The organism is Sporolactobacillus pectinivorans (assembly GCF_002802965.1).
In the GTDB taxonomy this organism is placed as follows: Bacteria; Bacillota; Bacilli; order Bacillales; family Sporolactobacillaceae; genus Sporolactobacillus; species Sporolactobacillus pectinivorans.
On the sequence record NZ_NXGA01000001.1, the window covers coordinates 1361211 to 1384954 of the forward strand.

Below are 23744 nucleotides of genomic sequence, written 5' to 3' on the forward strand. Positions count from 1 at the left end.
GTGAACAGCAGTTTTGAATAATTTTTGGTTAACAAATCGGGGAAGCCGTAATTCATCCAGGTGAAACAGTGACCTTTTTAAGTTCAAAATTTTTCCTGTTAAACAAAATAGCAGGGAATTCATGGGCAAAGAATTTTGTTATAATAATAAAAGGTGGAACGTGAAGAAGCGCTTTCTTTATTCTGCAGTCTGGGTGGACGGCTCTCTCCGTATCATGGTTTAAGGAACGTGAAGGCAATGCATGAAAATAAATTCTTGAATATCTATCACGATCTGTCCGGCAAAATTCGCAAGAAAACGATAGCGACGGGAGATCTGCTTCCCTCGGAAAATGAACTGGGTGAGCGTTACCAAGCATCGCGGGAAACAGTGCGCAAAGCATTGGCGCTGCTATCGCGTAACGGATATATCCAGAAGATTCAAGGGAAAGGCTCGGTCGTGCTTGATGTCAGTCGGTTTGATTTTCCTGTTTCCGGACTGACGAGTTTTCAGGAATTGGCCAGCCACACTGAGGAGGAGTGGAAGACTACCGTCCACCAGCTCGTTCTCATGAAACCCGACAAAGAATTGCTGCACATCATGGCTATCGATGCCGGCGAGTACTTATGGAAAGTGATCCGTTCGCGCGCCGTTGATGGTGAGACGGTCATTCTTGATAAGGATTACCTGCTCATGAGTGAGGTACCGATGCTGACGCAGGATATTTGTGAACATTCAATATATAACTATCTTGAGAATGATCTAAATATGAAAATCGGTTTCGCCAAAAAACAGATTACCGTAGAAACGGCAACCGAGGAAGACAGAAATTATTTGACGATGTCCGAAGTGTCAAGCGTAGTTGTTGTGCGCAGTCTCGTCTATCTGGATAATACCGAACTTTTTCAGTTTACGGAATCAAGGCATCGTGCAGATAAATTCCGCTTTGTGGATTTTGCCCGCCGGGAGCATTTGTAAATGATACATTTTTTAAAAAAGTCAGCCGGGAGGACTTTATGGTTAAATTAATTGCAATGGATATGGACGGCACCCTGTTGAATGGCCATCGGGGGATCAGCTGGGACAATTTGAAAGCGCTGCGTTTTGCACGGTCGAAAGGTGTGACACTGGCTATTGCTTCAGGGCGGGCTTTTTTTGATATTAAGAACCTGATGAGAGAAATCGATATGGAAACACATATCATCGGCACAAATGGCGCGACGATCCATACGATTGACGGGAAACTGTTGGGTGCGGATGCTCTGGACCGCTCGGAGGCACTGGCCGTTGTCGCTGAACTGGTCAAGCAGAACTATTACATCGGCGTCTATTCGGAGCATCATATTTATGTCCCAGCAGATGGAACGGAGTGGCTGTACGAGGAACTCGAGCGTCTGCACATTCATGAAGATCGTTCAGTTGGGTTCCAGGGGGCGACGCATGATGATTTTTATCGTACGTTCAGCGACTGGCACGAAATTGACAAGAGAGGGTCCGAAATTTTTAAAATAATCATTTGTTCCTATGATGATGCGAAGCTTCAGAAAGCGCGCGGTATTTACGAAGCGAAACATCGCTATAGTATCGTGAGCAGCGGGATCGGCAATTTTGAAATCATGGCTCCGAATGTTTCGAAAGGCAACGCACTTTATCAGTTGTCCAATTATCTTGATATTCCGCTCAGCGATGTCATGGCGATCGGCGACAATTATAACGATTTGTCCATGTTCGAAGTGGCTGGAATCTCGGTGGCGATGGGCAACGCTGACGATGTCATTAAAAGCAAATGTGACCGGGTCACGCTGAACTGTAATGAAGACGGTGTGGCCCACGCCATCTATGAAGAATTGAAAGCGAAATAAAACCTGATTAAGGGCTTTATTTTAAAGAGGATGATCCGACTTGAAAAAAGCAATGAGATATCTGATTTTTTTCGTAGCCAGCCTTTTGATCCAATGGGTCTGGTATGCTGTGGTGTCCCCCGGAGCACATAAATCCTTACTGGACATGCTGCTGGCTTCACTCGTTTTTATTTTCATCCTGTTCATGCTTGATCTTGTCCCAAGAAGAAGATAGGATGAGAGATACTAATAGCCAAAAACGGCTGTATGAAAATGGCTGCACTTGCGGCGCAACGCCTGCGTAGCCTATAATGGAGCAATGGTAACAGTCAGGCAGGTGTAAATAATGGTTAAGGAAGAAAACCGCGCTCTTGCACAGAACCGCAAGGCGCATCACGATTATTTTATTGAACAGACCGTGGAGTCGGGCATTGTTCTGCAGGGAACGGAAATAAAGTCGATCCGCAAAGGGAAAGTCAGCATTCAGGATGCCTTCGCCCGGATCGAGAATGGCGAAGCATATCTTTATAATATGCATATTAGCCAGTACGAACAGGGCAACCGCTATAATCATGAACCGCTTCGCACGCGTAAACTGCTGATGCATCAGAAAGAGATCAAAAAACTGGGTGCTGAATCGAATAAACCGGGTTATGCGCTGGTTCCGCTTAAAGTCTACCTCAAAAATGGCTTCGCAAAAGTGCTAATCGGCCTCGGCCGGGGCAAGAAAGAATTTGATAAGCGGGAAACACTGAAAAAACAGTCTGCCGAGCGTGAAATTCAAAAGGCATTCCGGGCGAACCAGAAAATGTAAGTTGTGTTTACTTTCCTTTTGTGATATAATTTTTCCACTGCATCAGTCATGCAGTAAACAACAGTTATGGTCGTTTTCACTCTATTCGCACGCCCGTTTTTTAAACGGGGACGTTACGGATTCGACAGGGGTAGGTCGGGTTTAAGCGGCGAGCCGAGGGGGTCGGCCTCGTTAAAACGCCAAAAGCCATAACTGGCAAAGAAAACAACAACCTCGCTTTAGCTGCCTAAGTAGCTTTTGCGGTCCCTTCCTCCATCGCCCATGTGGTAGGGTAAGGGACTCACTCTAGTGGGATACGCCGGAAGCCTGCATCCTGAAGGCCATGGAAGAGATTAACCGGGATAGCCTCGCGGAAGCCTGTCAGTGGGCCGACGCTGGGGCGAAACGCTAATACATTGACTACGCTCGTAGAAACTTAAATTACGATGCTTCTGGACGTGGGTTCGACTCCCACCGTCTCCATATCCACAATTCTGTGAGATTCTTGAAGAGGTTCGAAAACGTTGATTTATCAAGGTTTTCGGGCTTTTTCTTTTGAGGAGAATTCGATGCAATCCGATACTATCCGAAATAATTCCGGATCGTTCCGGAGCTTATTTGGCGACTTGGAAGAGGTCATCCATCGCAGCGTCTGTCGTCTCAGAGTCTCTCTGAGCAAGCTCGTCTAATATGTGTGTGTAAACGCGCATGGTTGTTAGAACGCTCTCATGTCCCAACCGACGGGAAAGATAATTGATGCTAACCCCTTTATACAGATGGAACTTATGATCATGATCCGTAATTTAGTACCGGAGTTAAATTGCCGGCTATGTAAAAAATGGCTAAGTTTAAATTCAACGTTGTTTTTGCCCCACCGTTGATTGGAGCGGAAGGTGTGAGGCTCACGGATCACCCGCGAAAAGCGAGCACCTGGAGCGAAAAACAACAGACAAGTTTAACAAAGCCAAAAAAAGAAAACCGAAACGTCTGAGTTCCGGTTTTCTTCTTATTGAAGAACTATTTTCTTATTAAATGTTTCTCTTATTTCGTAGTTGTTGCGGCTTCGGCATAGGCTTTATTCCGTTTCTTCATTTGGAAAGCATACCAGATGAAGAGCAGGATATATCCGGCAAGAGCTGCCAGCGCATACAGAATGTAAGAACCGCCCTGGCTGGTAGCATGTCCGACCAGATAACCCAGGAATTTTTCGATAGGACCTTCCATCGTTGTCTGAGAGATCAGCTGGTTCTGTGCCACACCGGCAGGGAAAGCACCGACCACTTTAGCCGTATGTGTAACAAACGGAGCGGCGAGTGTACCGGCCCACAGGAATATAGGAAGTTCAAGTGCTCCGATGACAATCATACGAATAATTTTACCGCGTGTAACAACAAGCAATGCAGGCGTAACACCCATGGCAATGATACCGCCGAGAGGAAGCAGGTGGTTGCCCGGAAGAATCAGGGCTTCACCAAGCATGATCGGAGCAAGCACGTTAGCAGCTGCCCAGATTTCCGCACGTCCTGCAAGGAAAGGCCAGTCAAGGCCGATATTGAACTCACGGCCTTTCAGATATTTTGTTGCAACGTTTGAAATACCTTGAGACAGCGGTTCAACAGCCTTGATAAACCAGCTTCCGATTTGTGAGAACAGTTCAAGACATGTACCGGCTGTAAATGAAAGAACGAAAATGGCTTTAGGATCCTGATGTGCCATCAGGCCGATAAAAACACCGAGATAAATACCGATTGCAAAGTTGCTGCCCCAGAAGCCGATTTTCTTGTTCAGCTTTGCGGCGTCGAAGTCGAATTTGTCGAGCCAAGGAAAGACAACATCGAAGATCTTATTAAGAACCATGATAATTGGGTTCATCATATAGTTCATATGTGTCGTTGTCATCGGGTTGTTTTCGTTGTGCAACAGATCATTGAATGTCGGTTTCATCAAATCCGAGTTGAAGATTTTCATGGAGCCGATTATGAGAACAAGAATCGTGGCAATGAGAAGATTCCCGCCTGAAAAAATACACAGCAGACCGACAAAGGCCAAGTGCCAGACGTCAAAAATATCAACATCCAGCGTATTGGTTCTTTTTAGCAGAACCAGAATAATGTTCAATAAAACGAGTAAAAGCAGGAAAAAGAGGGTGTATGGAGAACCCCAGGTGATCGTGGCCAGTGGTGCCCAGCCTACGTCGGTAATACTTAATTGAATACCTGTTGACTTTACGAATTCGGTAAGTGCTGCTGAGAAAGCCGTTGTCAGCAATCCGATAATCGCACTGATACCGGTTAAAGCTATAGCAAGACGGATACCGCCTTCCAGCGCTCTGGTCCATTTTACCCTGAAAATCAGGGCGATGACCGTTAAAACGATAAGCATGACTGGTGCCGAACCGAGAGCAATGATTGGGTTAAAAATACTGTTTGCTAAGCTAATGATTGAACCCATTATAAATTCACCTCTGCCTTATTTGAACGCATGTTCGATTATTTATTGATACTTTTAATAACTTCTTCCATTTTATCGTACACAGGCTGAGCCATCGTCGGAATGCGGTAAAGGATCGGTCCGCAGTCAACGGTTGGAATCTTGATTTCAAATCCGAGATCAGGTTTTACAATTGGAGCAAAAATATCATAATCAGAGATCAGGCTTTCGGTCACGTCTTTAACCATCACGGCGGTTGCTTCAACATCATATCCGCGTGTCTTCATTTCAGATTCGAGAGCATCTGCAATCTGGTGACTTGAGTTAACACCGGCGCCGCAAGCAGTTAAAATTTTTATCATTTTCATTTCCTCCTCTTTAATCAAACGTTCTTTTTTTTACTTTGGTCAATTAAGTGGAATACTATACAGCCTGTGAAGCTTACTACTGTGATGCATCTGAACTTCTTTAACGGTTGGAACTACTTAAAAGAAGAAAGCGGGTTGATTTCCCATAATTAATAAGTAACATACTCCCTGACTCCGCATAAACCCATGTGACTAGGACGGGTTATAAAGTGAAACGCTTTAAACGGACATATGGGTTCACCCCTGTTTCTAAAATGTTTTAATTTGTTTTATTTTTTTCACATATAGAATAAATCTTTTGGAAAGCGCTGTCAATAGATTATCTCCTGAAAGAGATGCAAAATTTGTGTCGATTTGTGTCTGAATCATTATCTTATATCCATTATGTATGCGTTGACATTGTCGCTTCTGGGTGCTACATTGTTCGTGAAAACAAAAATAAACATTTTAAGACATGGTCACAGAATAAGGAGGAGAACATGGTGAAAGTCATTATTGGCGCAGATAAGGTCAATGTACAGGCTAAGGACGATCTGGTTAAGGATTTGAAGAGTGAAGGTTACGAGATCCTTGATGTATCAAAAGAAGGACAGGATTTTGTGGACGTCGCGGTAGCGGTAGCCAGGGAAACGCTCAAAGAAACGGACAACGGCCAGGATAAAAGTGAAACCGCTCCGCGTGGTATCGTCATTGACACATGGGGATCCGATGCTTTCATGGCAGCCAACAAATTAAAATACGTAATTTGTGCGAACGTTTCAGACGAGCATTCGGCCCGGATGACGCGCCGCCATAACGGGGCACTGATGATCACACTCGGTACGGCAGTTGTCGGTCCGGAACTTCTGAAAAATTGTGCCAAAGCCTATCTCGAAGCACCGTTTGACGCAGGCCGTCACATGGTCAGAATTGATATGGTCAACAAGATGGCGTAATGAAGCAAATGATTAATTTATTTATACTTACTGAAGGAGTGAGCAAAAATGGGAAAGACCGTTATTTCAATCGGAAATGATCATATAGTGACAGACATCAAGGAACGGATTTCAGAACATCTGAAAGAAGAAGGATACGAAGTTATTGATAACGGAACGTATGATAAGCTTCGTACGCATTATCCTATCTATGGAAAGAAAACGGCTGAAAAAGTAGTCAGTGGAGAAGCAAAATTCGGTGTTTGTCTGTGCGGAACCGGTGTCGGTATCAGTTCATCGGCGAGCAAGGTCCCGGGCGCCCGAGTCGCACTTGTTCGTGACGTATCGGAAGCTGAATATGCGCGTAAAGCACTGAATGCCAATGTTGTTGCAGTAGGCGGACATATTACGGGCGTCGATCTGATTGCCGCAATTGTTGATAAGTTTATTACGACGGAATACGAGAAAACCCCGGAACACGATGCTTGGATCAAAAAAATCGATGCTTTGGAAGGCCCGAAACCGGAGCAGACAGGCAATGACCATTTCTTTGATGAGTTTGAACAGAAATGGGAAGAAGGATACTATCACGATTGATTACGACTGGAATCATTGGAACAGACGGCTGACGTTGCTTGTGAAGTTTGCAGGCAAGGCCACGGTTTAGAAAGGGACGGAATGGAGATGCAGAGAACATGCCGAAGATGATATCAAACGCACTAAAGTTCATTTATCTGGCCGCTTGCGTGGTATTTGTTGTCTGGGGATTGCAGGAGTTTCTAAAAAGCGGAAGCATCTATTCATTATTCGGATGGTGCTATTTGATGCTTGGAACCGTTTCGCCGGCGGTCGTTCTTTTAGGGAACAACAGGCGGCGAAAAGAAGAAAAATATTTATCTCCGCGATCACGTCTCCTGGTTGAGGGAGCCGTGTTGATCGGCATTGTTCTTTTTATTATCGGTTTTAGTGCTCCGATGGGATTCATTCCCCAGCTGATTGTAAGCCTGCTTGGATTCGGAATGGCGGTTCCTTCTTCGTTCGTGTACCTGTATCAGTCATCTCCGAAACCGTCACCAGTTGACAAGGAAAAGTCTTGAAATAGGAAAAACGATCCTCACCCTTAAAAAGGTGAAGGATTGTTTTTCTTTTTTTTTGAGCTGTAAAGGCTGCTTTACGCAGCATCATAGAGAAAAATATGCTGTCTGGCAAGTCTCGTTACAAAATAGTGAATTAAAGTAAATAATCTTGAGATGCTAACGTTTTCATGATAATATGTAATCGAAATGAACATTTATTAACATTATGAAACATAAAATAACTTTAAAAAACACTTTATTTAAGGAAGTGATGCAGACCTGAATAAATTGAGTACATCTCCAAAGACTAATTAATGAATTTCTTTATTATGGGGAAAATGGTCCGATAACGGATCACCTGATTTTTTCCAAATGACATGAAGGAGGATTTTTAATGAAAGTTATCATTGGTGCGGATGTTAAAGGGTATGCATTGAAAGAACATTTAAAGGATTATCTGACGAACAAGGGATATGACGTTATTGATAAAACACCGGAAAAAGATCTGGATCTCTTTGAATCCGCTTCGCGTGTTGCAAAGGCAATTCAGCAAGGTGAAGGCGACCGCGGCATTGCGATAGATGAATATGGTGCCGGATCATTTATGGTCGCAACTAAATATAAGGGTGTCATCGTCGCGGAAACCTCAGACGAACATTCATCAAAGATGACCCGCAGCCATAACAACGCATCGATGATCACACTTGGTTCAGGCATCGTCGGAGACCGTACGGCAGAAGGCTGCGCGGATGCGTTTATTAAAAATGAATACGCAGGCGGCCGCCATCAGGTGCGTGTAGATATGCTGAACAGAATGGGCTAAGAAAAACGGGATAAAAAAGGAGCGATCACATATGAAAGTGGCAATCGGCTGTGACCATATTGTAACGGAAATTAAAGATCACATGGTGGAATATCTGAAAGAAAAGGGTTATGACGTTATTGACTTTGGCACTTATGATAAAGTCAGGACACATTACCCGATTTATGGACGGAAAGTAGGCGCCGCCGTTGCATCAGGTGCAGCAGATCTGGGCGTAACGATTTGCGGGACTGGTGTCGGAATCACCAACAGTGTGAATAAAGTCAAGGGAGTTCGCGCAGCGCTGGTACGTGACGTAGGTACGGCTGTTTATGCACGGGAACATTTGAACGCGAATGTCATCGGAATGGGCGGTCGCATTTCCGGAGTCGGCCTGATTGAAAACATCGTCGATGCTTTTCTGGAAGCAAAGTATGAACCGACCCCTGAAAGTGAGGCGCTTATCGCAAAAATTGATGGAATACCAATGAGCGATGAAGCAAATACCAATGACCACATTTTCGATGAGTATAACAAAAAATGGGATGAAGGCTATTATCACGACTAAAACGCAGCAGCCGTTATGAAATTAAGCCTTTGACTCATTATGCGGCCATACGGAAGAAAATGCCGCGTGAATAAGAATTCGGACTCTTTCTTGTGGGTTCAATAATATTCGAGGGGAATTTGTGATGATTTTAACATTGACATTGAATCCCGCCATCGACATGAATTATCAGCTGGATCATTTGAACATTGATCAGGTCAATCGTTGCGGTCATGTGATTAAAACAGCCGGGGGAAAAGGGCTGAATGTGACACGTGTTTTAAAGTGCGCGGAAGCAGATGTACTAGCAACAGGTTTTCTAGGCGGAAAAACCGGTGAATTCATCACCGAAGAACTTGATCATGCGGGGATTAAGCACCACTTTGTATCTATCAGCGGCAATACCCGGCATTGTCTGGCACTCATGCATGAGGGGAACCAGACGGAAATTCTGGAAGACGGGCCTTCCATTTCCGAAGAAGAAGCAGATGCTTTCTTAAAAGAATATGACCGCCTTCTTGAACAAGCGACGGTTGTCACAGCTTCCGGGAGCCTGCCCAAGGGACTGAAAAAATCTTTTTATCAGCAGCTGATTGAACATGCCGGCCGGAAAAACCGGAAATTTCTTCTGGATACCAGCGGTGAGTCGCTGAAGGAAGGGATTAAGGGCGCACCTTATCTGATTAAGCTCAATCAGGATGAACTGGTAGCTTTGATCGGTAAAGAAGTAAATACAGAAGCCGAGATCCTTGCAAGTGTGAAACAGCTTGCGGAGACAGGTGTGAAATTTATTGTTGTTTCATTGGGCAAAAAGGGTGCAATGGGATTCTTTGACGGACATGCCTTCATTGTGGAACCGCCGATTGTTAAGGCAGTCAGTGCTGTAGGATCGGGCGATTCAATGATCGCAGGTCTTGCATATGGAATTGATAAGGGACTTACTCCTGAAGAAGCTCTCACATACGGGGCCACTTTTGGAACATTAAATGCAATGGAAGCACGTACCGGCTACATTGACCAGACGCAGATCGAATCCTTTAAGAAAAAAATAACCGTAAGAGCAGTCGACTGAAAGGGGAGAAGCAGGGTGGAAGCAAATATTCAGGAATTGTTCCGTGAAGACCTCATCTTTTTTGAAGATGTAAACAGCAAAGAAGAATTATTTAAGTCCGTAGGTGAAAAATTGTTACAGAAGAATCTGGTTAATCCGGGGTATATTGAAGCACTGACGGAAAGAGAAAACAATTATCCGACAGGACTCGATTTAAGCGTCGTGAAAGCCGGCACATCGAATGTCGCAATTCCTCATACAGAGGTGAACTATTGCAACTGGAAGGGACTTGTGGTTGCCCGCCTGAAAGAAGAAGTCACTTTCCATAATATGATTGCACCGGATAAGAGCATTCCGGTACGCTACGCATTTTTTATATTAAACAATGAAAAAGACAACCAGACCAATATCCTTTCTCACCTGATGTCGTTTTTTACTGCGGAGGACAGGATTTCTCATTTGGATTCGCTGAAAACAGGTAAAGAAATTTACGATTTTATTATTTCATAATCATTAAGCTGAGCATGAAGCTTAATCAATCCATCATCTTTTTAATTCAACGCTATGTCTAAATTCAATGTTGTTTTTTGCTGGAGCGAAAAACAACAGACAAGTTTAACGAAGTCCATTCAAAATACAGCTGGGGGAATTAATATCATGGTAAAAATCCAAAAAGGTAAATTTGCAGCTCTTGAAAAACTTTCAGATATGAACGGTGTTATCGCGGCACTGGCCATTGATCAACGTGGTTCTCTGAAGAAAATGATCGGAGCCGCTAAGAAGACCGACGCAACGGCTGAAGAACTGGTCAACTTCAAAAAATTGGTTTCTCAGGAGTTGACACCTTATGCCAGTTCTATTCTGCTTGATCCCGAATTTGGTTTGCCTGCAGGCAGAAGCCGCGATGAGAATTGCGGCCTGATCACCTCTTATGAGAAGACCGGCTATGATGTAAACGCACCCGGACGGCTGCCTGACCTCTTGCCGAATTGGTCGGTGAAACGAATCAAAGAAGAGGACAGCAATGCCGTTAAAATTCTGGTTTACTATGATAAAGACGACAGTGAACAAATCAATGATGTGAAGAAAGCATTTGTTGAACGCGTGGGTTCAGAATGTAAAGCAGAAGATATTCCTTTTTTCCTGGAAATTGTTACTTATGATGAAAAAAAAGCCGATAAGGCGGAATACGCGCGGGTAAAACCTGAAAAAGTCATTGAGGCAGTCAAAGTATTCTCTGAGAAGCGCTATGGCGTGGATGTTCTGAAACTGGAAGTGCCGGTTGACATGAGCCGCGTCGAGGGCATCGGGGATAATAAACCTGTTTATTCAGCTGAACAGGCTAAGGAATACTTCAGACGTGTTGAAGAAGCGGCTCAAGTTCCTTATATTTGGCTGAGCGCGGGCGTTTCAGCCGAATTGTTCCAAAAAACGCTGATTTTCGCTCATGAAGCCGGATCAAAATTCAATGGTGTGTTGTGCGGACGGGCTACCTGGCGCGAAGGCGTAGCTGCTTATGGAGAAGGCGGAGAACAGGGAGCGATTGAATGGCTTCGGTCACAAGGCAAGAAAAACATTGACGAATTGAATGCCGTTCTTGCAAAGACAGCAACACCTTGGTACGAAGTATACGGCGGAAAAGGGCAAATCACTGTTGACTAATTTTGGGCCCAGCTTTTAATTGTTACTCTGTTATACAGATACATCAGGTTTTTCGGATTATAGTGTTAAAAGATTGGCTCTTGTTGACTACTCTTTCAATAATCTGGCTCAGTTCCATATTATGATGTGGTCGTTGCATGAGCTTTTTTTGACGCAATGAACAAGGATCAAAGGTCAATAGGCGTTTCAGAGTCGTGTATTGATCATTCTTAGCTCAGATGGACATCTTTATATAGACCGACACTTTCATTTGTGCGGGAACATCGTGATAACCAGACGTTCTCTTATTGAGACGATATTGCAGTCGCTTTGTTGTATAATGTGGAAAGCGGCTGTTTGCTTGAAGGAAACAAAACAATGTTTTCCTGACTCGAATAATCCTTTTGTAAGTAATATGAGTCAAGCGCAGTTATGCATTCGTACGTTGGGGGAAGCGGGAAGGAAATGTTAAGAGAAGAGCGTTATCGTCAAATTGAAAAAGATATTGAACTCAATCTTATTGTACGTGTATCCGATCTCGCAAAAAAACTGAACGTCACCGAAATGACCATACGTCGGGATTTGAGGGATCTTGAAGAAAGAGGCATGCTTGTTCGCGTTCATGGAGGAGCAAGGAAAAAGCAGGTCAATGATTATAATGAATTATCGCACCGGCAAAAAAAGATGATAAATGTTGAACAGAAACGTTCCATTGCCAAACACTGTGCAGATCTTATTCAAGATAAGGATATCGTTTTTATTGGGCCAGGCACGACTGCCGGTTTTATCTATGAGTTTCTGAATGAGGGTCATTACGAACATATTGATATTGTCACCAATTCCGTGTCTGTTTTTGAACAATTCAAGAACAGTTTTCCTCGTTTTGAAATCATCTTAGTGGGTGGGCGCTATCGTTCCAGAACGGAAACTTTTGTCGGTTATTTTACCAATAAAATGCTCCGTGATTTTAAAGTCAATAAAGCGTTTATCGGGACAAACGGCATCATAAATACAAGTATCACTACGGCTAATGAAGAAGAAGGAAATGCTCAGAAGATAATACTTGATCGTGCCAATGAAACCTATATTTTGGCAGACAGTACAAAATTTGGAATTGAAGCGTTTCACAAATTATATGATGTCCGTGAAATAACGGCTATTATTACTGATTCATCAATTGATCCTCAATTGGCTTCTTATTATGAAGAATTTATAAGGGTCATTAAGTAAACATTTCGATAGTTAATAGCTAATAGATACGAAACGAATAAAAAAAGGCTCTGTTACTATTGAATGTTGATTTTGCTGTCCGCTGATTGGAGCGGAAAACAGCAGATAAGTTTAACAGACCAAAAGAAAAGAGGATAAGAAATATGTATGAGGTAACCGAATATGAAAGAGAAGGATTAAGCTTTATCAGATTGTCCGGTGATGGATCGTATGCAGAGCTGTGCCCTGAACGTGGCGCTATTGTGACCGCCTTTCATGCGTCAGGAAAGGATCTGCTGTATCTGAATGAACAGACACTGTTCAACCGTGAAAAGAATGTGCGCGGTGGCATCCCTGTACTGTTTCCAATGGGAGGCCAATTGACAGACGGCCGGTATGAATGGGACGGAAAAGTATATGAAATGAAAAATCATGGACTGGCCAGAACGAGGCCGTGGCTGGTCATTCACCATGATGCGGATGCGGAACACGCAGAAGTGACTGTTTCTTTTTCGAGCGATCAGGAAACAAAGCAATCTTTCCCTTTTGATTTTGATGTCAAACTGACATACAAGCTTGAAAAGGGCAGACTGATCATTCAGCAGCTTTACAGCAATCTCTCATCTGAAACCATGCCGATTTATCCCGGTTTTCACCCGTATTTTGCTATTTCAAATAAAGAAGTTCATGTCACAACTGATGCAACTCACTATCTGGATTATAATGACAATAAAATTAAGCCATTTGACGGGGCAATTGATCTGACTGATCTGGTCGAGCCCGTTGTGTTTCAGGATCAATCGGATAAACTGGCAGCAGACTTTGATGAATCTGAAATGCTGGTGATTGAAAAAGATCCGGCTTTTCGCTACATTGTGCTTTGGACTGAAAAAGGCAAGGATTATGTATGTGTTGAACCTTGGACAGCAAAGAAGGATGAATATAATGAGAAACAGGATCTTTTGTATGTAGAAAAAGATCATCCTCTTGAGCTGTCGGTAACTTTTTACCTGCAGAAGCGCTGATCATCATTTTTAAAGTGAAGGCTTTGCTTGAACTGTTGATTTATGTTACTTGAAAATAAAATCCGGATAAGAGCTGTTGCCTAAGTACATGGGGGACGGCTTTTTTAATGAGATACATAAGCGGCTTTTAAAAAGTCAATACTAGAAAAAAGGCAGTTGATTGAGCCAAGGTGAGCAAATGCTGAAACGTTTATCAAAACTCTTCCGAATTCAAAAGCGTCATGAAGAGGTTCAGAAAACCACTCCTGTCCGGTTGACCTATCCGGATCAGACACTGCTTCTAAACAAATCCCTGGATGCAAATCGTTCGGACCTGAAAAAGATGTTCAACAGCAGCGATGATCTTGTATTCAGAGAATTTTACTTTGGTGTCGGGAAACGAATCAGAGCGCTTATTGTGTTTATCGACGGCATCAGCGATAAAAAACTAATTCTTGATAGTGTTGTCCGTTCACTAATGGTCGATATTCATATTATTGATACAGAAGTTAATTTTGCTGAGAGCAAAAATCATTTCGACGAAGTCAAAAAACAGGTTCTGACGATTGTAGAAGCTACGGAGATCCACTCATTTAATGACGCCGTTGAAAGTGTGATAAACGGAAATGCGTGTTTGCTCATCAACGGAAGCAACTCCGGTCTTTCAATCGGCGCGAAAGGCGGCGAAAAAAGGGCGATTGACCAGGCATCAAGCGAGATTGTGACCCGTGGTTCACATGAAGCATTCGTTGAGGCACTGAGAACAAATACATCAATGCTGCGAAGAATCATTAAAAACCCGGATCTTGTGTTCGAACGATTCGTGTTGGGAAAAAGGACACATACCGACATTTGTATCGCTTATATTAAGGGAATTGCAAATGAAAAGATCATCGAAGAGGTCAGAAAACGTCTAAATCGAATTGACATTGATTCAGTACTGGAGTCCGGTTATGTCGAGCAATTAATTGAGGACAGCTCCTTTTCCCCGTTTGCTACAGTGGGCAACAGTGAGAGACCTGACAAAGTTGCGTCAAAACTGCTGGAGGGCAGAATCGCCATTATATGTGACGGGACGCCTGTTGTGCTGACCGTTCCATATTTACTTATTGAAGTGCTTCAAGTCCCTGATGATTACTATTCAAGACTGTTCAATGTGAATATTATGCGTATCGTCCGTGCTTTCAGTTTAGCGGTCACACTAACTCTGCCGCCATTGTATGTTGCGATTACCACGTTTCATCAAGAAATGATTCCGAGCATTCTCCTGATTAAACTGACTGCCGCCCGTGAAGGGGTCCCTTTTCCGGTATTATTGGAAGCATTGATGAGTGAGATGATCTTTCTTCTGATCAGAGAATCGGGTATCAGGATGCCGCGCGCGACCGGTTCGGCGGTGACAATCGTTGGAACGCTTGTAATGGGTGACGCGGCTGTCACTGCCGGTCTCATCAGTGCCCCCATGGTGATTATTACAGCTCTGTCGGGAATAACCGGTCTGATGCTCCCTGCTTTATATAATGCGTTGGTCATTTTCAGATTTATTCTTATCCTGTTGGGCGGATCTTTTGGCTTGTACGGCGTAGTGATCGGCCTGCTTTGTATTCTGGCCCATATTTGCTCCCTGAGGAGCTTCGGAACGCCATTCCTGGCACCCTTGGCACCAGTTGTTCTGAGCGACCTAAAAGACACCCTGATCAGATTTCCTTTATGGATGATGAAACAAAGGCCTCAGTCCACGACATGGAAAAAATCCAACCGTCAGACGGAGATTCAGAAGCCACGACCGCACAGAAAATGAGGAGGATCATTCGTGTTCAGAAAATTAGTGGCTGCCGTCCTGATTATGACTTGTATATTACTTTTGACCGGATGCTGGGACAAGAAGGAACTGAACCAGCTGGCCATTGTGATGGCCATGGGATTTGACAAGGACGCCAAGACCGGGCAGATCAATCTGACACTCCAGGTTATTCGGCCCAGTGCAATCAATAGACAACAATCAGGCAGTCAGGAGGCACCGTACGATATAGTGTCTGCATCAGGAAATACTATGTTCGAGGCACTTAAAGAGGCCAATAAAAAATTGGACAGAAAGTTCTTTTTCTCACATCTCAAAATCATCATTGTCGGGGAACGAGCGGCGCGCAGCGGATTAAGTGATTTATTGGATTTTGTGACCCGAACATACGAGATGAGGACAAATACATGGCTTCTCGTGACACGGGATGATGTCGGGCACTTGCTCGAAATAAAACACGGCATTGAAAGTATTCAGGCCACTTATATGGAAGAACTGATCAGAACGCAGATGCCATACATGACTGTAACATCAACGGATACCACTCACTTCATAAAAAAAATAACGGTAAACGGAATCGGACCGGTGACAGGCGTTTTCTCAATTCAAAATGAAAGAGGGATATCCGCGACAGACGACCAGCCAGAATTAAGGCAAGGAATTATCCTTTCTGGAACAGCTGTTTTTAAAAAAGACAAGTTGTCAGGATATTTGAATACGAACGAAACAAGGGGTCTGAATTATTTAACGGATACGTCAAAGAGCGATTATCTGCATGTCCCCTCAGTTGGGGACAAACAGAAAAAAATTGAAATAGAAGTGAAAAAAGTAAAAAGCAAAATAGATCCGGTCAAAGTGAACAAAAAAACGGTTTTCAACATTGAGGTGTACGCAGTCGGAAATATTGTAGAAGACGATAATGCGACAGACATTTTGGATCAGAAGCAATTGAGTTTTGTTAACAGAGAAATTGAAGGTTCCATTCAGAACACGATTCAGTCAATTCTGGACAAAACGCAAAAACAATTAAAAACAGATGTGATCGGTTTCGGCCGTGCCTTTGAAATTAAATATCCTGCGGAATGGAAGAAAATCAGAAAAAAGTGGGCGGTCTCCTTTCCAGATGCAGCTTATCGCATCAGCGTGAAAACACGTATTAATCAGACGGGTATGCAACTGAACAATCTCGATATGAGAAACTAATCCGACGAGAGGCCAAGTGTTACCTTTGGAAAATCAGCTTGATCAGACTTAGAAATGCGTAGTAAAAGGCGACAATGAGCAAGACAAGAACGTAGATCCACGACGCGAAGACGAGAAATGTCTGCCCGGGACCATAGTTTGTAGCTTCATAAATCAGCCGCTGCATGATTCGAAACATCCATTTTTTCTCCTTTATCGATTTCAATATTTATTTACTAATGCCTGCATTATATTTCTTTAACCAGAAAATGAGCAATAACAGTATGGGAGCTGCATCATAAAGCGGAACAAATTGCTGCCACGACTGTGCGGGCAAAAATTTTACATGAAACGGATAGTTGGGTTCATACACCCCGGAATACCAGAACACAAATGCGGCAAGGGGCAAGATAAACCACCTGTAGTCTTTGATTCTGAACAGGGTCGACAGAAGCATTGATGCGGAAAACATATGAACTGCGGTAATATAAAAACCGCCAATGAAGATTAAAAAAATTCCCAGCGCATCAAAGTTTGTAAGGATATCACTGATACTAATCAGCTTGACCACTCGAAGGATGGGGAGGGCTGAGCCCGCAGCTAGATCAACGCCAAGAGTGGTAATGATCGTCACTTGGGTCAGCGTCAGAATGATACCTGCGAAGATTGCAGCTGTTAGCGTCACTTTTCTCACCGATTTCTGATCATTGGCAAAATGCCAGAATTGAAAAAGAACAAGAGACATACCGAAAGGGAAATTGACAACCGTGGGATACGAGGCTTTCAACACCGGCATCATACCGTTTTCCAATACCGGTGTAAGTTGCTGAAGATCAATTCTTCCCGAAGCTAAAATCAGAACATAGATTAAACTAATTAGTATCAGCATAAAGGGCAGAATGATTTCTGTTAAACGCACAAAGTTTTCAACACCCAAAAATGAAATATATACCAGAGTGATCAGAAATAAAAGAAGAACGATGGATGAAGGCGTTCTCTGGAGAAAAGTCATATTAAGAAGCTCGGTAAATTCGTTGGCATTTCTTGTTGAATTGAAAAGGCCCAGAAGGACGTAAAGAAATGCCAGTGGCCATCCAATTGCTTTTCCGAGCAGTGTTGTGGTCAGTCCCGCAAGATTATCATTCGGGAAATGTCTGTGAAGTTCGGTGAAAATCCAGATCAGTGCGCATCCCGGCAGCATAGAAAACAAGATCACAAGCCAAGCGTCCTGTCGGGCTTCAATGCCTAATGCCCACAGGTTGGTACTCCCGATCTGCTCCATCATCACCAAGACAAACAATTGATGTTTACTGATCTTTTTCATCCCGGGCTCCTGTATGTCTTTATTAATAGTAACTAGTTTGTTCGACTTTCCTGATTGTATGCATAACTTATAACTATAGCCATTGGCGATGACTGTGGAGACATGGAGGAATCAGGACGCCATTAAATCCCGGAAGAGTGTTGCTGACAGTGAAGGCTCTGTTTTAAAGGAGCATCAAATCATTGAAAAATCTTTTGTAAAATCGGTTACGCGATTAATCTCTATCCATTGGTTGAGAATGCTGGACCGTACGCGAAGAAGTTACAGGGGTTCTGACAGAAGTGAATAAGAGGTTACGGCTCGCGCTTGGAAGGCGATGTATCCGTGACAGGGTTAAAACTGCGACATCATGGGGAATATTTTCGATGTCTTTCTCTTGGGAACAGATTAACCTGCTGCGTTCCGAAGCAATGAAGCAACGGATAATTTAAAGAAAATATTAATAACTGCTTTCTCGTATTACAAGCTTTGTCCCAAGGGTCACCCTTCTGGGTACTTCGGGATTTTTTTTTCATATTTTTGATCAGTAAATCAACGCCTTCCTCACCCATCGATTCAGTATACACTTTTACTGTGCTTAACGGCGGGAAAGAATATTTAGCAATTGAAATATCATTAAAGCTAATGATCGAAACCCGCCCGGGCACATCAATATTTTCCTCATGGAGTGCCCGTATGGACCCGATTGCCATTGCATCATTTGCAACAAAAAAAGCTTCAGGAAGTCGATCACCTAACTCTTGAACGGCTTTCTTCATCAGTTCATAACCGGATTCAGGTGAAAAGTCCCCGGTGTAAATGCATTCCGGCGATTGATTCAGCCTTTCTTTAATGTAGTCTTTAAAAATTTTTAACCTGGGATCCTTAAGTAATACGTGATCATTTGTATATTCAATACCGGCCAGTAAACCTATTGTCTGTACTTTCCGGGCAAGAAAATGATCAATCACTTGTTTGATGGAGTGTTCGAAATCTGTAACGACACAATCGTATCCTAAAGACAAGGTGTCAAAATCGACAAATACGATCTGTTCGCATGCAGCACTCAGATTTTTTATTTGATCATTACTAAACTTACCTATAGCAATCATGCCGTCTATATTGGCGTTTACATCGATATGCAACCGTTCATTAGGCAGAATATGTACGAATTCGTATCCCATGCTCTGAAGCTTATTCTCTACACCTAAGCGGATGGATAAATAGTAAAGATCATTTAATTCTTCCTGCTCCGTATACCAAAGGACAATTGCAATTTTCCCCAATGACTTTTTCTTTTGAATCTTTTTCCTGTATTTTGAATAATTGAGAGTTTCCGCCGCCTCAAAAATCCGTTTTCGGGTTGTTTCAGAAACGGATAAGGTTCTGTCATAATTAAGCACTCTTGAAACCGTGGCGCTTGAAACGCCTGCTTTTTTTGCAATATCTTTAATGGTGGCCAAATGTCCACTGCCCTTGTTCATTCAACCGTTAAGTTAATAGGTGAAGACGAAAAATAGTCCGATAGTATTCGGTAGACAAAGCTAATACAAAAATAAACCCTAATACCCAACATAATAAACACTTTAACATAAAGAGACATTGTTATACAAGAAGGTTCGTTTGATAGGAAGTTTTGACGATGCAGCGCATTCAGACAGTCAGTCAGATAAAAATCAGGCCGTCGTTGCAGAACAGTACAATGACGCCGATTTTGGCCGGGTTCCTTTGCGTATCCGTTTACGGGTTCTAAAAAAATGAAGGACTTTCCTGGCGAGACGGATCGCTTGTTGATATATCGTTAAGGTACGTTTTGTCTCAGAAGGCAAGGAGGCTTATCTTATTTTTCGGGAACAGGGAAGCTGATACTCACGTCCGTCAATCGAAAAACGTCCGTCCGCGATTTGCCCGGCGACGCGGCCGACTGTTGCACCGAAACAGGCATACTGCAGTGGATAACCGTCAAATTGTTCGAAACCACGCACGATGTCGGCCGATGTGCCGTTTTTATCGGGCACTTCAATGCTGTTCAGTGTGGCCGTAGTTCATCACTTTAATTCGTACACTGCGGTTGTTTGTCAGGCAGTACTGCCAGACGATATGCCCCCGGCAGACACCGAATTCATTCTTTGTGATTTCCATGGCTGTGGCACCCTCCTTATTATTATGATACGGACGCCGCGAATCGCATAAATGCCGCGTGTCCCTTTTCAGTCCGTTTATAGACACCCGCGTCTTCCAATACCCGTTCAAAGACCCTGCCGACTTCCTGCTTCAGGATGCTGCTGACATTATCGGAGGTCAATTCCAGATGGCGCACTTTTATTCGGTCCGCCCAAGCTTTGTGATAATCTTTTATGTCATTTGACTCGTTCAGAAGATACCGACCGACTTCCAGCAATTCCGGTTTCAGCCGCGGCGGTAAAATAGCCAGTCCCATGACTTCTTCTATCAGGCCGATGTTTTCTTTTTTGATGTGCTGTACGTCCTGATGCGGGTGATAGACGCCGTTCGGGTGCTCCCCCGACGTCTGATTGTCTCGCAGTACCAGGTCCAGTTCGTAAAGTGCCCCGTTCCTGCGGGCAATCGGCGTGATCGTATGATGCGGTTCACCGTCTGTCTCTGCCCGGATGCCAACCGCTTCGTCGGAATAATGACGCCAGCCGTTCAGAATTTTTGTGGCCAGCTCGATCAGTTGTTCCTTGTTCGCGGCAGTCAGGCGGATTACTGACATCGGCCATTTTACAATCCCGGCCTGCACGTTGTCGAAGCCGGCAAACGTCAGTGGTGTCTCGATTGGAACCAGCGTCATCGGAAAAGTGTGCCGGCCGCCCTGATAGTGTTCGTGGGACAGAATCGACACGCCGACGATTGGCAGATCCGCATTGCTTCCGACAAAATAATGCGGGAAGCGATCAATCAGTGAAACCAGGCGTACAAACGTGTTCCTGTTAATTGTCATCGACTGATGCCGACTGTCAAGGAAAATACAATGCTCATCGAAGTAGGCATAGGGTGAATACTGAAAGCCCCATAACTCGTGATTCAGTTCGAGGCGGATAATTCGATGGTTGCTTCGTGCAGGGTAATCGGTCCGTCCAAGATAACCTTCATTTTCCATACATAGCTGACAAAGCGGGTATCCGGAGTCCGGCACTTTTTAGCGAGAGCAATCTTTTTCGGGTCCTTCTCCGGTTTGGAGAGATTAATTGTAATTTCCAGATCACCGTATTCAGCCGGTGAGCGAAAATAGATATTCTTCCGGATCGCCTTGGTCTTGATATAGTCATTGAGTCTGCATAGGCGGTAAAAATAGTCGGTGGCCTCCAAAGGACCATGGCTTACATACTTTTTCCAGAATATACGGTTGACGACGGAAGGAGGAGGCGTAACGAGATCCATCAGCTGCGCGCCAAGCCTATCGCGAGAACTTTGATTGTCATCGATCCGGTGATTCCGGACGGCGAACGCGACGAGATTGTCCTTCAATTCAACCAGTTCTGTTCTGTCCGAAACGGGCGCTTTACTTTCACCTTCTCCAACCAGGGCCAGCACCCGGTTAATCAGATAGCGCCGGTCCGTCTCTTCATAGTCGCTATGTTCAATAAGCTGATCGACAAAATATTCGATTTCACGGCTCTCACTCACTTCGCTTTCTCCTTATCCTGGTAGCCTCTCGGATGCTTCTGATGCCAGTTCCATGCTGTGCGTATGATCTCATGTATGTCATCGAAGTTTGGCTCCCAGTGCAGGATCTCGCGGGCTTTGACACTCGCCGCGACCAGAGTTGCCGGATCTCCGGTTCTTCTTGGCCCAACCTCAGCTGGAATCTCCTTACCTGTTGCCTCCCGCGCCGCTCCAAGAATCTGTTTGACGGAGTACCCGGTTGCCGATCCAAGGTTGAAGCAGTCGCTTTTCCCGCCCTTCACCAGATAGTCGACGGCCAGAATATGCGTGTCGGCAAGGTCTGTAACATGCGCATAGTCGCGGATATTGGTGCTGTCCGACGTATCGTAATCATCACCGAAGATCATCAATTTCGGACGCTTTCCAAGAGCCACCTGCATCACCACAGGGATCAGGTGCGTCTCCGGATGGTGGTCCTCACCGATGCTTCCGTCGGGCTTGGCACCGGCGACGTTGAAATAGCGCAGGGCAACAAAACGGATGCCATAGGCCTCATCAGCCCAATGAATGATCCTTTCTATTGCCAGCTTGCTTTCGCCGATCGGCACCTGCGGGTCGCTTTCCAGGATTGGCGTGTGCTCTGGTATGCCATATGTGGCGGCTGTGGAAGAAAAGACAATCCTTTTTATACTAAAATCTTGCATGATTTCAAGAAGACTGATCATGCCGCCGATGTTATTATCGAAGTATTTCAGCGGTTTTTCCATTGATTCACCGACGAGTGAATTGGCGGCGAAATGGATCACGCTGTCAATGGGTTCCTTTTCAAAGATACCGGCGAGAAAGTCTTTGTCACGAATGTCACCTTCATAAAAGACGGCCTGATCGGCGACCGCAGCCCGGTGCCCGGTGGACAGGTTATCCACGACAACAACCGAACGGCCCTTTTCGATCAGACAATCCACGGTATGCGAGCCGATATACCCGGCACCGCCGACAACTAAAATTGACACGGGTCATCAAACCTCCTGATTCATTAATTTCTTCGCACCGTCGGCAATTTCTGCCACATAGAACGAAGGAGCATAACCGATGGTTTGCTCGTACACGTCGCCGACTCTCTGTTTAAACATTTCAGCGGCCGATTTATGAACAAGGGGGCAATGGCGCAGCCGCCGAATCCTGCTCCGGTCATCCGGGCGCCGAGTACGCCTTTTTGCTTCCATGCGGCTTCCACCAGCGTATCCAGTTCTTTTCCGGTCACCTCGTAATCGAATTTCAACGAGACATGCGATGCATTGACAAGTTTTCCAAATGTAGTCAGGTCATTGCGCTTCAGAGCTTCGCGCGCTTTGTTAGTCCGAAATAGGTGGGCGATTATGGAGAATTAGCGAATAACTTACTGGTTTTGACTTTGAAGTCAATTAAATCGACCAAAAATAAAATAGTACTTATTACTTTCAGCAAACCCGCTGCCCATTATTTGACGCTTACTCTAGGAATTATACAGGAAAGGAAGCTATTGAAAATTTACATGTTGCATTTAAGTCCAAAGGCTATATTTCTGATAACTTAAAATAGAGGGACACGAACCATGTTAAATACAGGTTCATGTCTTTTAAAGTTAGTGTCTAAATTTTTTTGAAGATGACTATTTTTGATTCCGGATGATGTTGTTCCAAAATGTTGATAAATGCTTGATATAACAACAATTTAGAGCTTTTTCAAACACGGACACCGTCGGAATGACCTAATTAGTTTACGGTGTCAGCAGTGTTTATCCATAATGAACAACCGTCATCTACACAGCAGATGGCGACTATTATGTCTATTTTTAAATGGGTAAATACCCCTGTTTATTTCATTAATCATGAAAGCTGTTCCGCTACTATTTTTGATGCGGAGAACCGTATCATAAGTAAATGAGGTTTTTTGTTAAAAAACAAACGTCCCTATAGTTGTATAAAGGAACGCGTTAATATTACTTTAATTATTTTAAAATTGCTCTTCCAATAAATTTTGACCACCTATAAACATAAACCATGGATCCGGGCGGCCGTACAGATCAGAAACAGTAGACTTTGAGAGATAAAACTAATAAAACAGATAAAAAAAGTATGAATATCTCTTGTTTTTTATAAAATTGTTTTGTATTATTTTATCTAAAGTAAAAAAC

The 23744-nt window shown here is 43.9% G+C and carries 24 protein-coding genes, 1 other RNA gene and 2 pseudogenes; 17 read left to right on the plus strand and 10 right to left on the minus strand.

What is annotated here, in order from left to right; all coding sequences use genetic code 11:
* Positions 1 to 237: 237 nt before the first annotated feature.
* The 5 genes from treR (at position 238) to ssrA (ending at position 3099) form a co-directional block, all read left to right on the plus strand.
* A complete protein-coding gene (gene treR, locus COP04_RS06500) occupies positions 238 to 957 on the plus strand; it encodes a trehalose operon repressor (RefSeq protein WP_100487237.1) in 720 nt (239 codons plus the stop codon).
* 38 nt (positions 958 to 995) lie between these two features.
* Complete coding sequence (locus tag COP04_RS06505) at positions 996 to 1841, plus strand: Cof-type HAD-IIB family hydrolase (protein ID WP_100487238.1); 846 nt, start codon at positions 996 to 998, stop codon at positions 1839 to 1841.
* Between the two features lie 40 nt (positions 1842 to 1881).
* Positions 1882 to 2055, plus strand: coding sequence for a hypothetical protein (locus tag COP04_RS19475; RefSeq protein ID WP_157800200.1), 174 nt, complete (start codon positions 1882 to 1884; stop codon positions 2053 to 2055).
* Positions 2056 to 2166: 111 nt separating this feature from the next.
* Entirely contained in the window at positions 2167 to 2634 is a 468-nt protein-coding gene (gene smpB, locus COP04_RS06510; protein ID WP_100487239.1) for an SsrA-binding protein SmpB, read from the plus strand.
* Between the two features lie 106 nt (positions 2635 to 2740).
* Positions 2741 to 3099: a transfer-messenger RNA gene (gene ssrA, locus COP04_RS06515) on the plus strand.
* Positions 3100 to 3654: 555 nt separating this feature from the next.
* On the opposite strand, the gene COP04_RS06520 is transcribed toward ssrA, so the two are convergent.
* Both COP04_RS06520 and COP04_RS06525 read right to left on the minus strand, forming a co-directional pair.
* Positions 3655 to 5064 (minus strand): PTS transporter subunit IIC, encoded by a 1410-nt coding sequence (locus COP04_RS06520; RefSeq protein WP_100487240.1) that lies wholly within the window; start codon positions 5062 to 5064, stop codon positions 3655 to 3657.
* A gap of 38 nt (positions 5065 to 5102) precedes the next feature.
* Positions 5103 to 5405, minus strand: a complete 303-nt coding sequence (locus COP04_RS06525; protein ID WP_100487241.1) for a PTS sugar transporter subunit IIB — start codon at positions 5403 to 5405, stop codon at positions 5103 to 5105.
* A 488-nt stretch (positions 5406 to 5893) separates the two neighbouring features.
* On the opposite strand from COP04_RS06525, the gene COP04_RS06530 reads away from it, so the two are divergent.
* The 12 genes from COP04_RS06530 (at position 5894) to COP04_RS06585 (ending at position 16659) form a co-directional block, all read left to right on the plus strand.
* Positions 5894 to 6346: an RpiB/LacA/LacB family sugar-phosphate isomerase gene (locus tag COP04_RS06530; protein WP_100489571.1), complete on the plus strand. Its 453-nt coding sequence runs from the start codon at positions 5894 to 5896 to the stop codon at positions 6344 to 6346.
* A 48-nt stretch (positions 6347 to 6394) separates the two neighbouring features.
* The gene (gene lacB, locus COP04_RS06535; RefSeq protein WP_100487242.1) at positions 6395 to 6922 is read left to right on the plus strand and encodes a galactose-6-phosphate isomerase subunit LacB; all 528 of its coding nucleotides are present in this window, start codon (positions 6395 to 6397) and stop codon (positions 6920 to 6922) included.
* A 98-nt stretch (positions 6923 to 7020) separates the two neighbouring features.
* Positions 7021 to 7422 (plus strand): hypothetical protein, encoded by a 402-nt coding sequence (locus COP04_RS06540; protein ID WP_100487243.1) that lies wholly within the window; start codon positions 7021 to 7023, stop codon positions 7420 to 7422.
* 373 nt (positions 7423 to 7795) lie between these two features.
* Positions 7796 to 8224, plus strand: coding sequence for a galactose-6-phosphate isomerase subunit LacA (lacA, locus tag COP04_RS06545; protein WP_100487244.1), 429 nt, complete (start codon positions 7796 to 7798; stop codon positions 8222 to 8224).
* Positions 8225 to 8255: 31 nt separating this feature from the next.
* On the plus strand, positions 8256 to 8771 hold the full coding sequence (gene lacB, locus COP04_RS06550; protein ID WP_100487245.1) for a galactose-6-phosphate isomerase subunit LacB: 516 nt from the start codon (positions 8256 to 8258) through the stop codon (positions 8769 to 8771).
* Between the two features lie 124 nt (positions 8772 to 8895).
* Entirely contained in the window at positions 8896 to 9822 is a 927-nt protein-coding gene (gene pfkB / locus COP04_RS06555) for a 1-phosphofructokinase (RefSeq protein WP_100487246.1), read from the plus strand.
* Between the two features lie 15 nt (positions 9823 to 9837).
* Complete coding sequence (locus COP04_RS06560) at positions 9838 to 10311, plus strand: PTS sugar transporter subunit IIA (protein WP_100487247.1); 474 nt, start codon at positions 9838 to 9840, stop codon at positions 10309 to 10311.
* A 147-nt stretch (positions 10312 to 10458) separates the two neighbouring features.
* Positions 10459 to 11463, plus strand: a complete 1005-nt coding sequence (lacD, locus tag COP04_RS06565) for a tagatose-bisphosphate aldolase (protein WP_100487248.1) — start codon at positions 10459 to 10461, stop codon at positions 11461 to 11463.
* Positions 11464 to 11874: 411 nt separating this feature from the next.
* A complete protein-coding gene (locus COP04_RS06570) occupies positions 11875 to 12672 on the plus strand; it encodes a DeoR/GlpR family DNA-binding transcription regulator (RefSeq protein ID WP_239984788.1) in 798 nt (265 codons plus the stop codon).
* 143 nt (positions 12673 to 12815) lie between these two features.
* Positions 12816 to 13676 carry an aldose epimerase family protein gene (locus tag COP04_RS06575; protein ID WP_100487250.1) on the plus strand — a complete coding sequence of 287 codons (861 nt, stop codon included), beginning with the start codon at positions 12816 to 12818 and terminating at the stop codon, positions 13674 to 13676.
* A 160-nt stretch (positions 13677 to 13836) separates the two neighbouring features.
* Entirely contained in the window at positions 13837 to 15456 is a 1620-nt protein-coding gene (locus COP04_RS06580; RefSeq protein WP_204988028.1) for a spore germination protein, read from the plus strand.
* A 12-nt stretch (positions 15457 to 15468) separates the two neighbouring features.
* Entirely contained in the window at positions 15469 to 16659 is a 1191-nt protein-coding gene (locus COP04_RS06585; RefSeq protein ID WP_100487251.1) for a Ger(x)C family spore germination protein, read from the plus strand.
* Positions 16660 to 16678: 19 nt separating this feature from the next.
* On the opposite strand, the gene COP04_RS19480 is transcribed toward COP04_RS06585, so the two are convergent.
* The 8 genes and pseudogenes from COP04_RS19480 to COP04_RS06615 form a co-directional block, all read right to left on the minus strand.
* Positions 16679 to 16837: a hypothetical protein gene (locus COP04_RS19480; protein WP_157800201.1), complete on the minus strand. Its 159-nt coding sequence runs from the start codon at positions 16835 to 16837 to the stop codon at positions 16679 to 16681.
* Between the two features lie 30 nt (positions 16838 to 16867).
* Positions 16868 to 17962 carry a GerAB/ArcD/ProY family transporter gene (locus COP04_RS06590; protein ID WP_100487252.1) on the minus strand — a complete coding sequence of 365 codons (1095 nt, stop codon included), beginning with the start codon at positions 17960 to 17962 and terminating at the stop codon, positions 16868 to 16870.
* Positions 17963 to 18309: 347 nt separating this feature from the next.
* The gene (locus COP04_RS06595; RefSeq protein WP_239984789.1) at positions 18310 to 19404 is read right to left on the minus strand and encodes a LacI family DNA-binding transcriptional regulator; all 1095 of its coding nucleotides are present in this window, start codon (positions 19402 to 19404) and stop codon (positions 18310 to 18312) included.
* Between the two features lie 372 nt (positions 19405 to 19776).
* Complete coding sequence (locus COP04_RS06600) at positions 19777 to 19959, minus strand: aldose epimerase family protein (RefSeq protein WP_157800202.1); 183 nt, start codon at positions 19957 to 19959, stop codon at positions 19777 to 19779.
* 1 nt (position 19960) lies between these two features.
* Positions 19961 to 20083 carry a hypothetical protein gene (locus COP04_RS20440; RefSeq protein WP_275656858.1) on the minus strand — a complete coding sequence of 41 codons (123 nt, stop codon included), beginning with the start codon at positions 20081 to 20083 and terminating at the stop codon, positions 19961 to 19963.
* A gap of 22 nt (positions 20084 to 20105) precedes the next feature.
* A pseudogene (galT, locus tag COP04_RS20720) lies at positions 20106 to 21589 on the minus strand (UDP-glucose--hexose-1-phosphate uridylyltransferase).
* Positions 21586 to 22581: a UDP-glucose 4-epimerase GalE gene (gene galE / locus COP04_RS06610; protein ID WP_100487254.1), complete on the minus strand. Its 996-nt coding sequence runs from the start codon at positions 22579 to 22581 to the stop codon at positions 21586 to 21588. The pseudogene galT and the gene galE overlap by 4 nt, the downstream one beginning before the upstream one ends.
* 6 nt (positions 22582 to 22587) lie before the next feature.
* Positions 22588 to 22931: pseudogene (locus COP04_RS06615) on the minus strand (galactokinase); the annotation flags it as partial.
* Positions 22932 to 23744: the final 813 nt, after the last annotated feature.

Coding starts and splice junctions, on each gene's coding strand:
- COP04_RS06520 (WP_100487240.1), bottom strand. CDS start 5,064: ATGGGTTCAATCATTAGCTTAGCAAACAGTATTTTTAACCCAATCATT.
- COP04_RS20440 (WP_275656858.1), bottom strand. CDS start 20,083: ATGGAAATCACAAAGAATGAATTCGGTGTCTGCCGGGGGCATATCGTC.
- COP04_RS06570 (WP_239984788.1), top strand. CDS start 11,875: ATGCATTCGTACGTTGGGGGAAGCGGGAAGGAAATGTTAAGAGAAGAG.
- treR (WP_100487237.1), top strand. CDS start 238: ATGCATGAAAATAAATTCTTGAATATCTATCACGATCTGTCCGGCAAA.
- pfkB (WP_100487246.1), top strand. CDS start 8,896: ATGATTTTAACATTGACATTGAATCCCGCCATCGACATGAATTATCAG.
- COP04_RS19480 (WP_157800201.1), bottom strand. CDS start 16,837: ATGTTTCGAATCATGCAGCGGCTGATTTATGAAGCTACAAACTATGGT.
- COP04_RS06540 (WP_100487243.1), top strand. CDS start 7,021: ATGCCGAAGATGATATCAAACGCACTAAAGTTCATTTATCTGGCCGCT.
- lacB (WP_100487242.1), top strand. CDS start 6,395: ATGGGAAAGACCGTTATTTCAATCGGAAATGATCATATAGTGACAGAC.
- lacD (WP_100487248.1), top strand. CDS start 10,459: ATGGTAAAAATCCAAAAAGGTAAATTTGCAGCTCTTGAAAAACTTTCA.
- COP04_RS06575 (WP_100487250.1), top strand. CDS start 12,816: ATGTATGAGGTAACCGAATATGAAAGAGAAGGATTAAGCTTTATCAGA.
- COP04_RS06505 (WP_100487238.1), top strand. CDS start 996: ATGGTTAAATTAATTGCAATGGATATGGACGGCACCCTGTTGAATGGC.
- lacA (WP_100487244.1), top strand. CDS start 7,796: ATGAAAGTTATCATTGGTGCGGATGTTAAAGGGTATGCATTGAAAGAA.
- COP04_RS06590 (WP_100487252.1), bottom strand. CDS start 17,962: ATGAAAAAGATCAGTAAACATCAATTGTTTGTCTTGGTGATGATGGAG.
- COP04_RS06525 (WP_100487241.1), bottom strand. CDS start 5,405: ATGATAAAAATTTTAACTGCTTGCGGCGCCGGTGTTAACTCAAGTCAC.
- smpB (WP_100487239.1), top strand. CDS start 2,167: ATGGTTAAGGAAGAAAACCGCGCTCTTGCACAGAACCGCAAGGCGCAT.
- lacB (WP_100487245.1), top strand. CDS start 8,256: ATGAAAGTGGCAATCGGCTGTGACCATATTGTAACGGAAATTAAAGAT.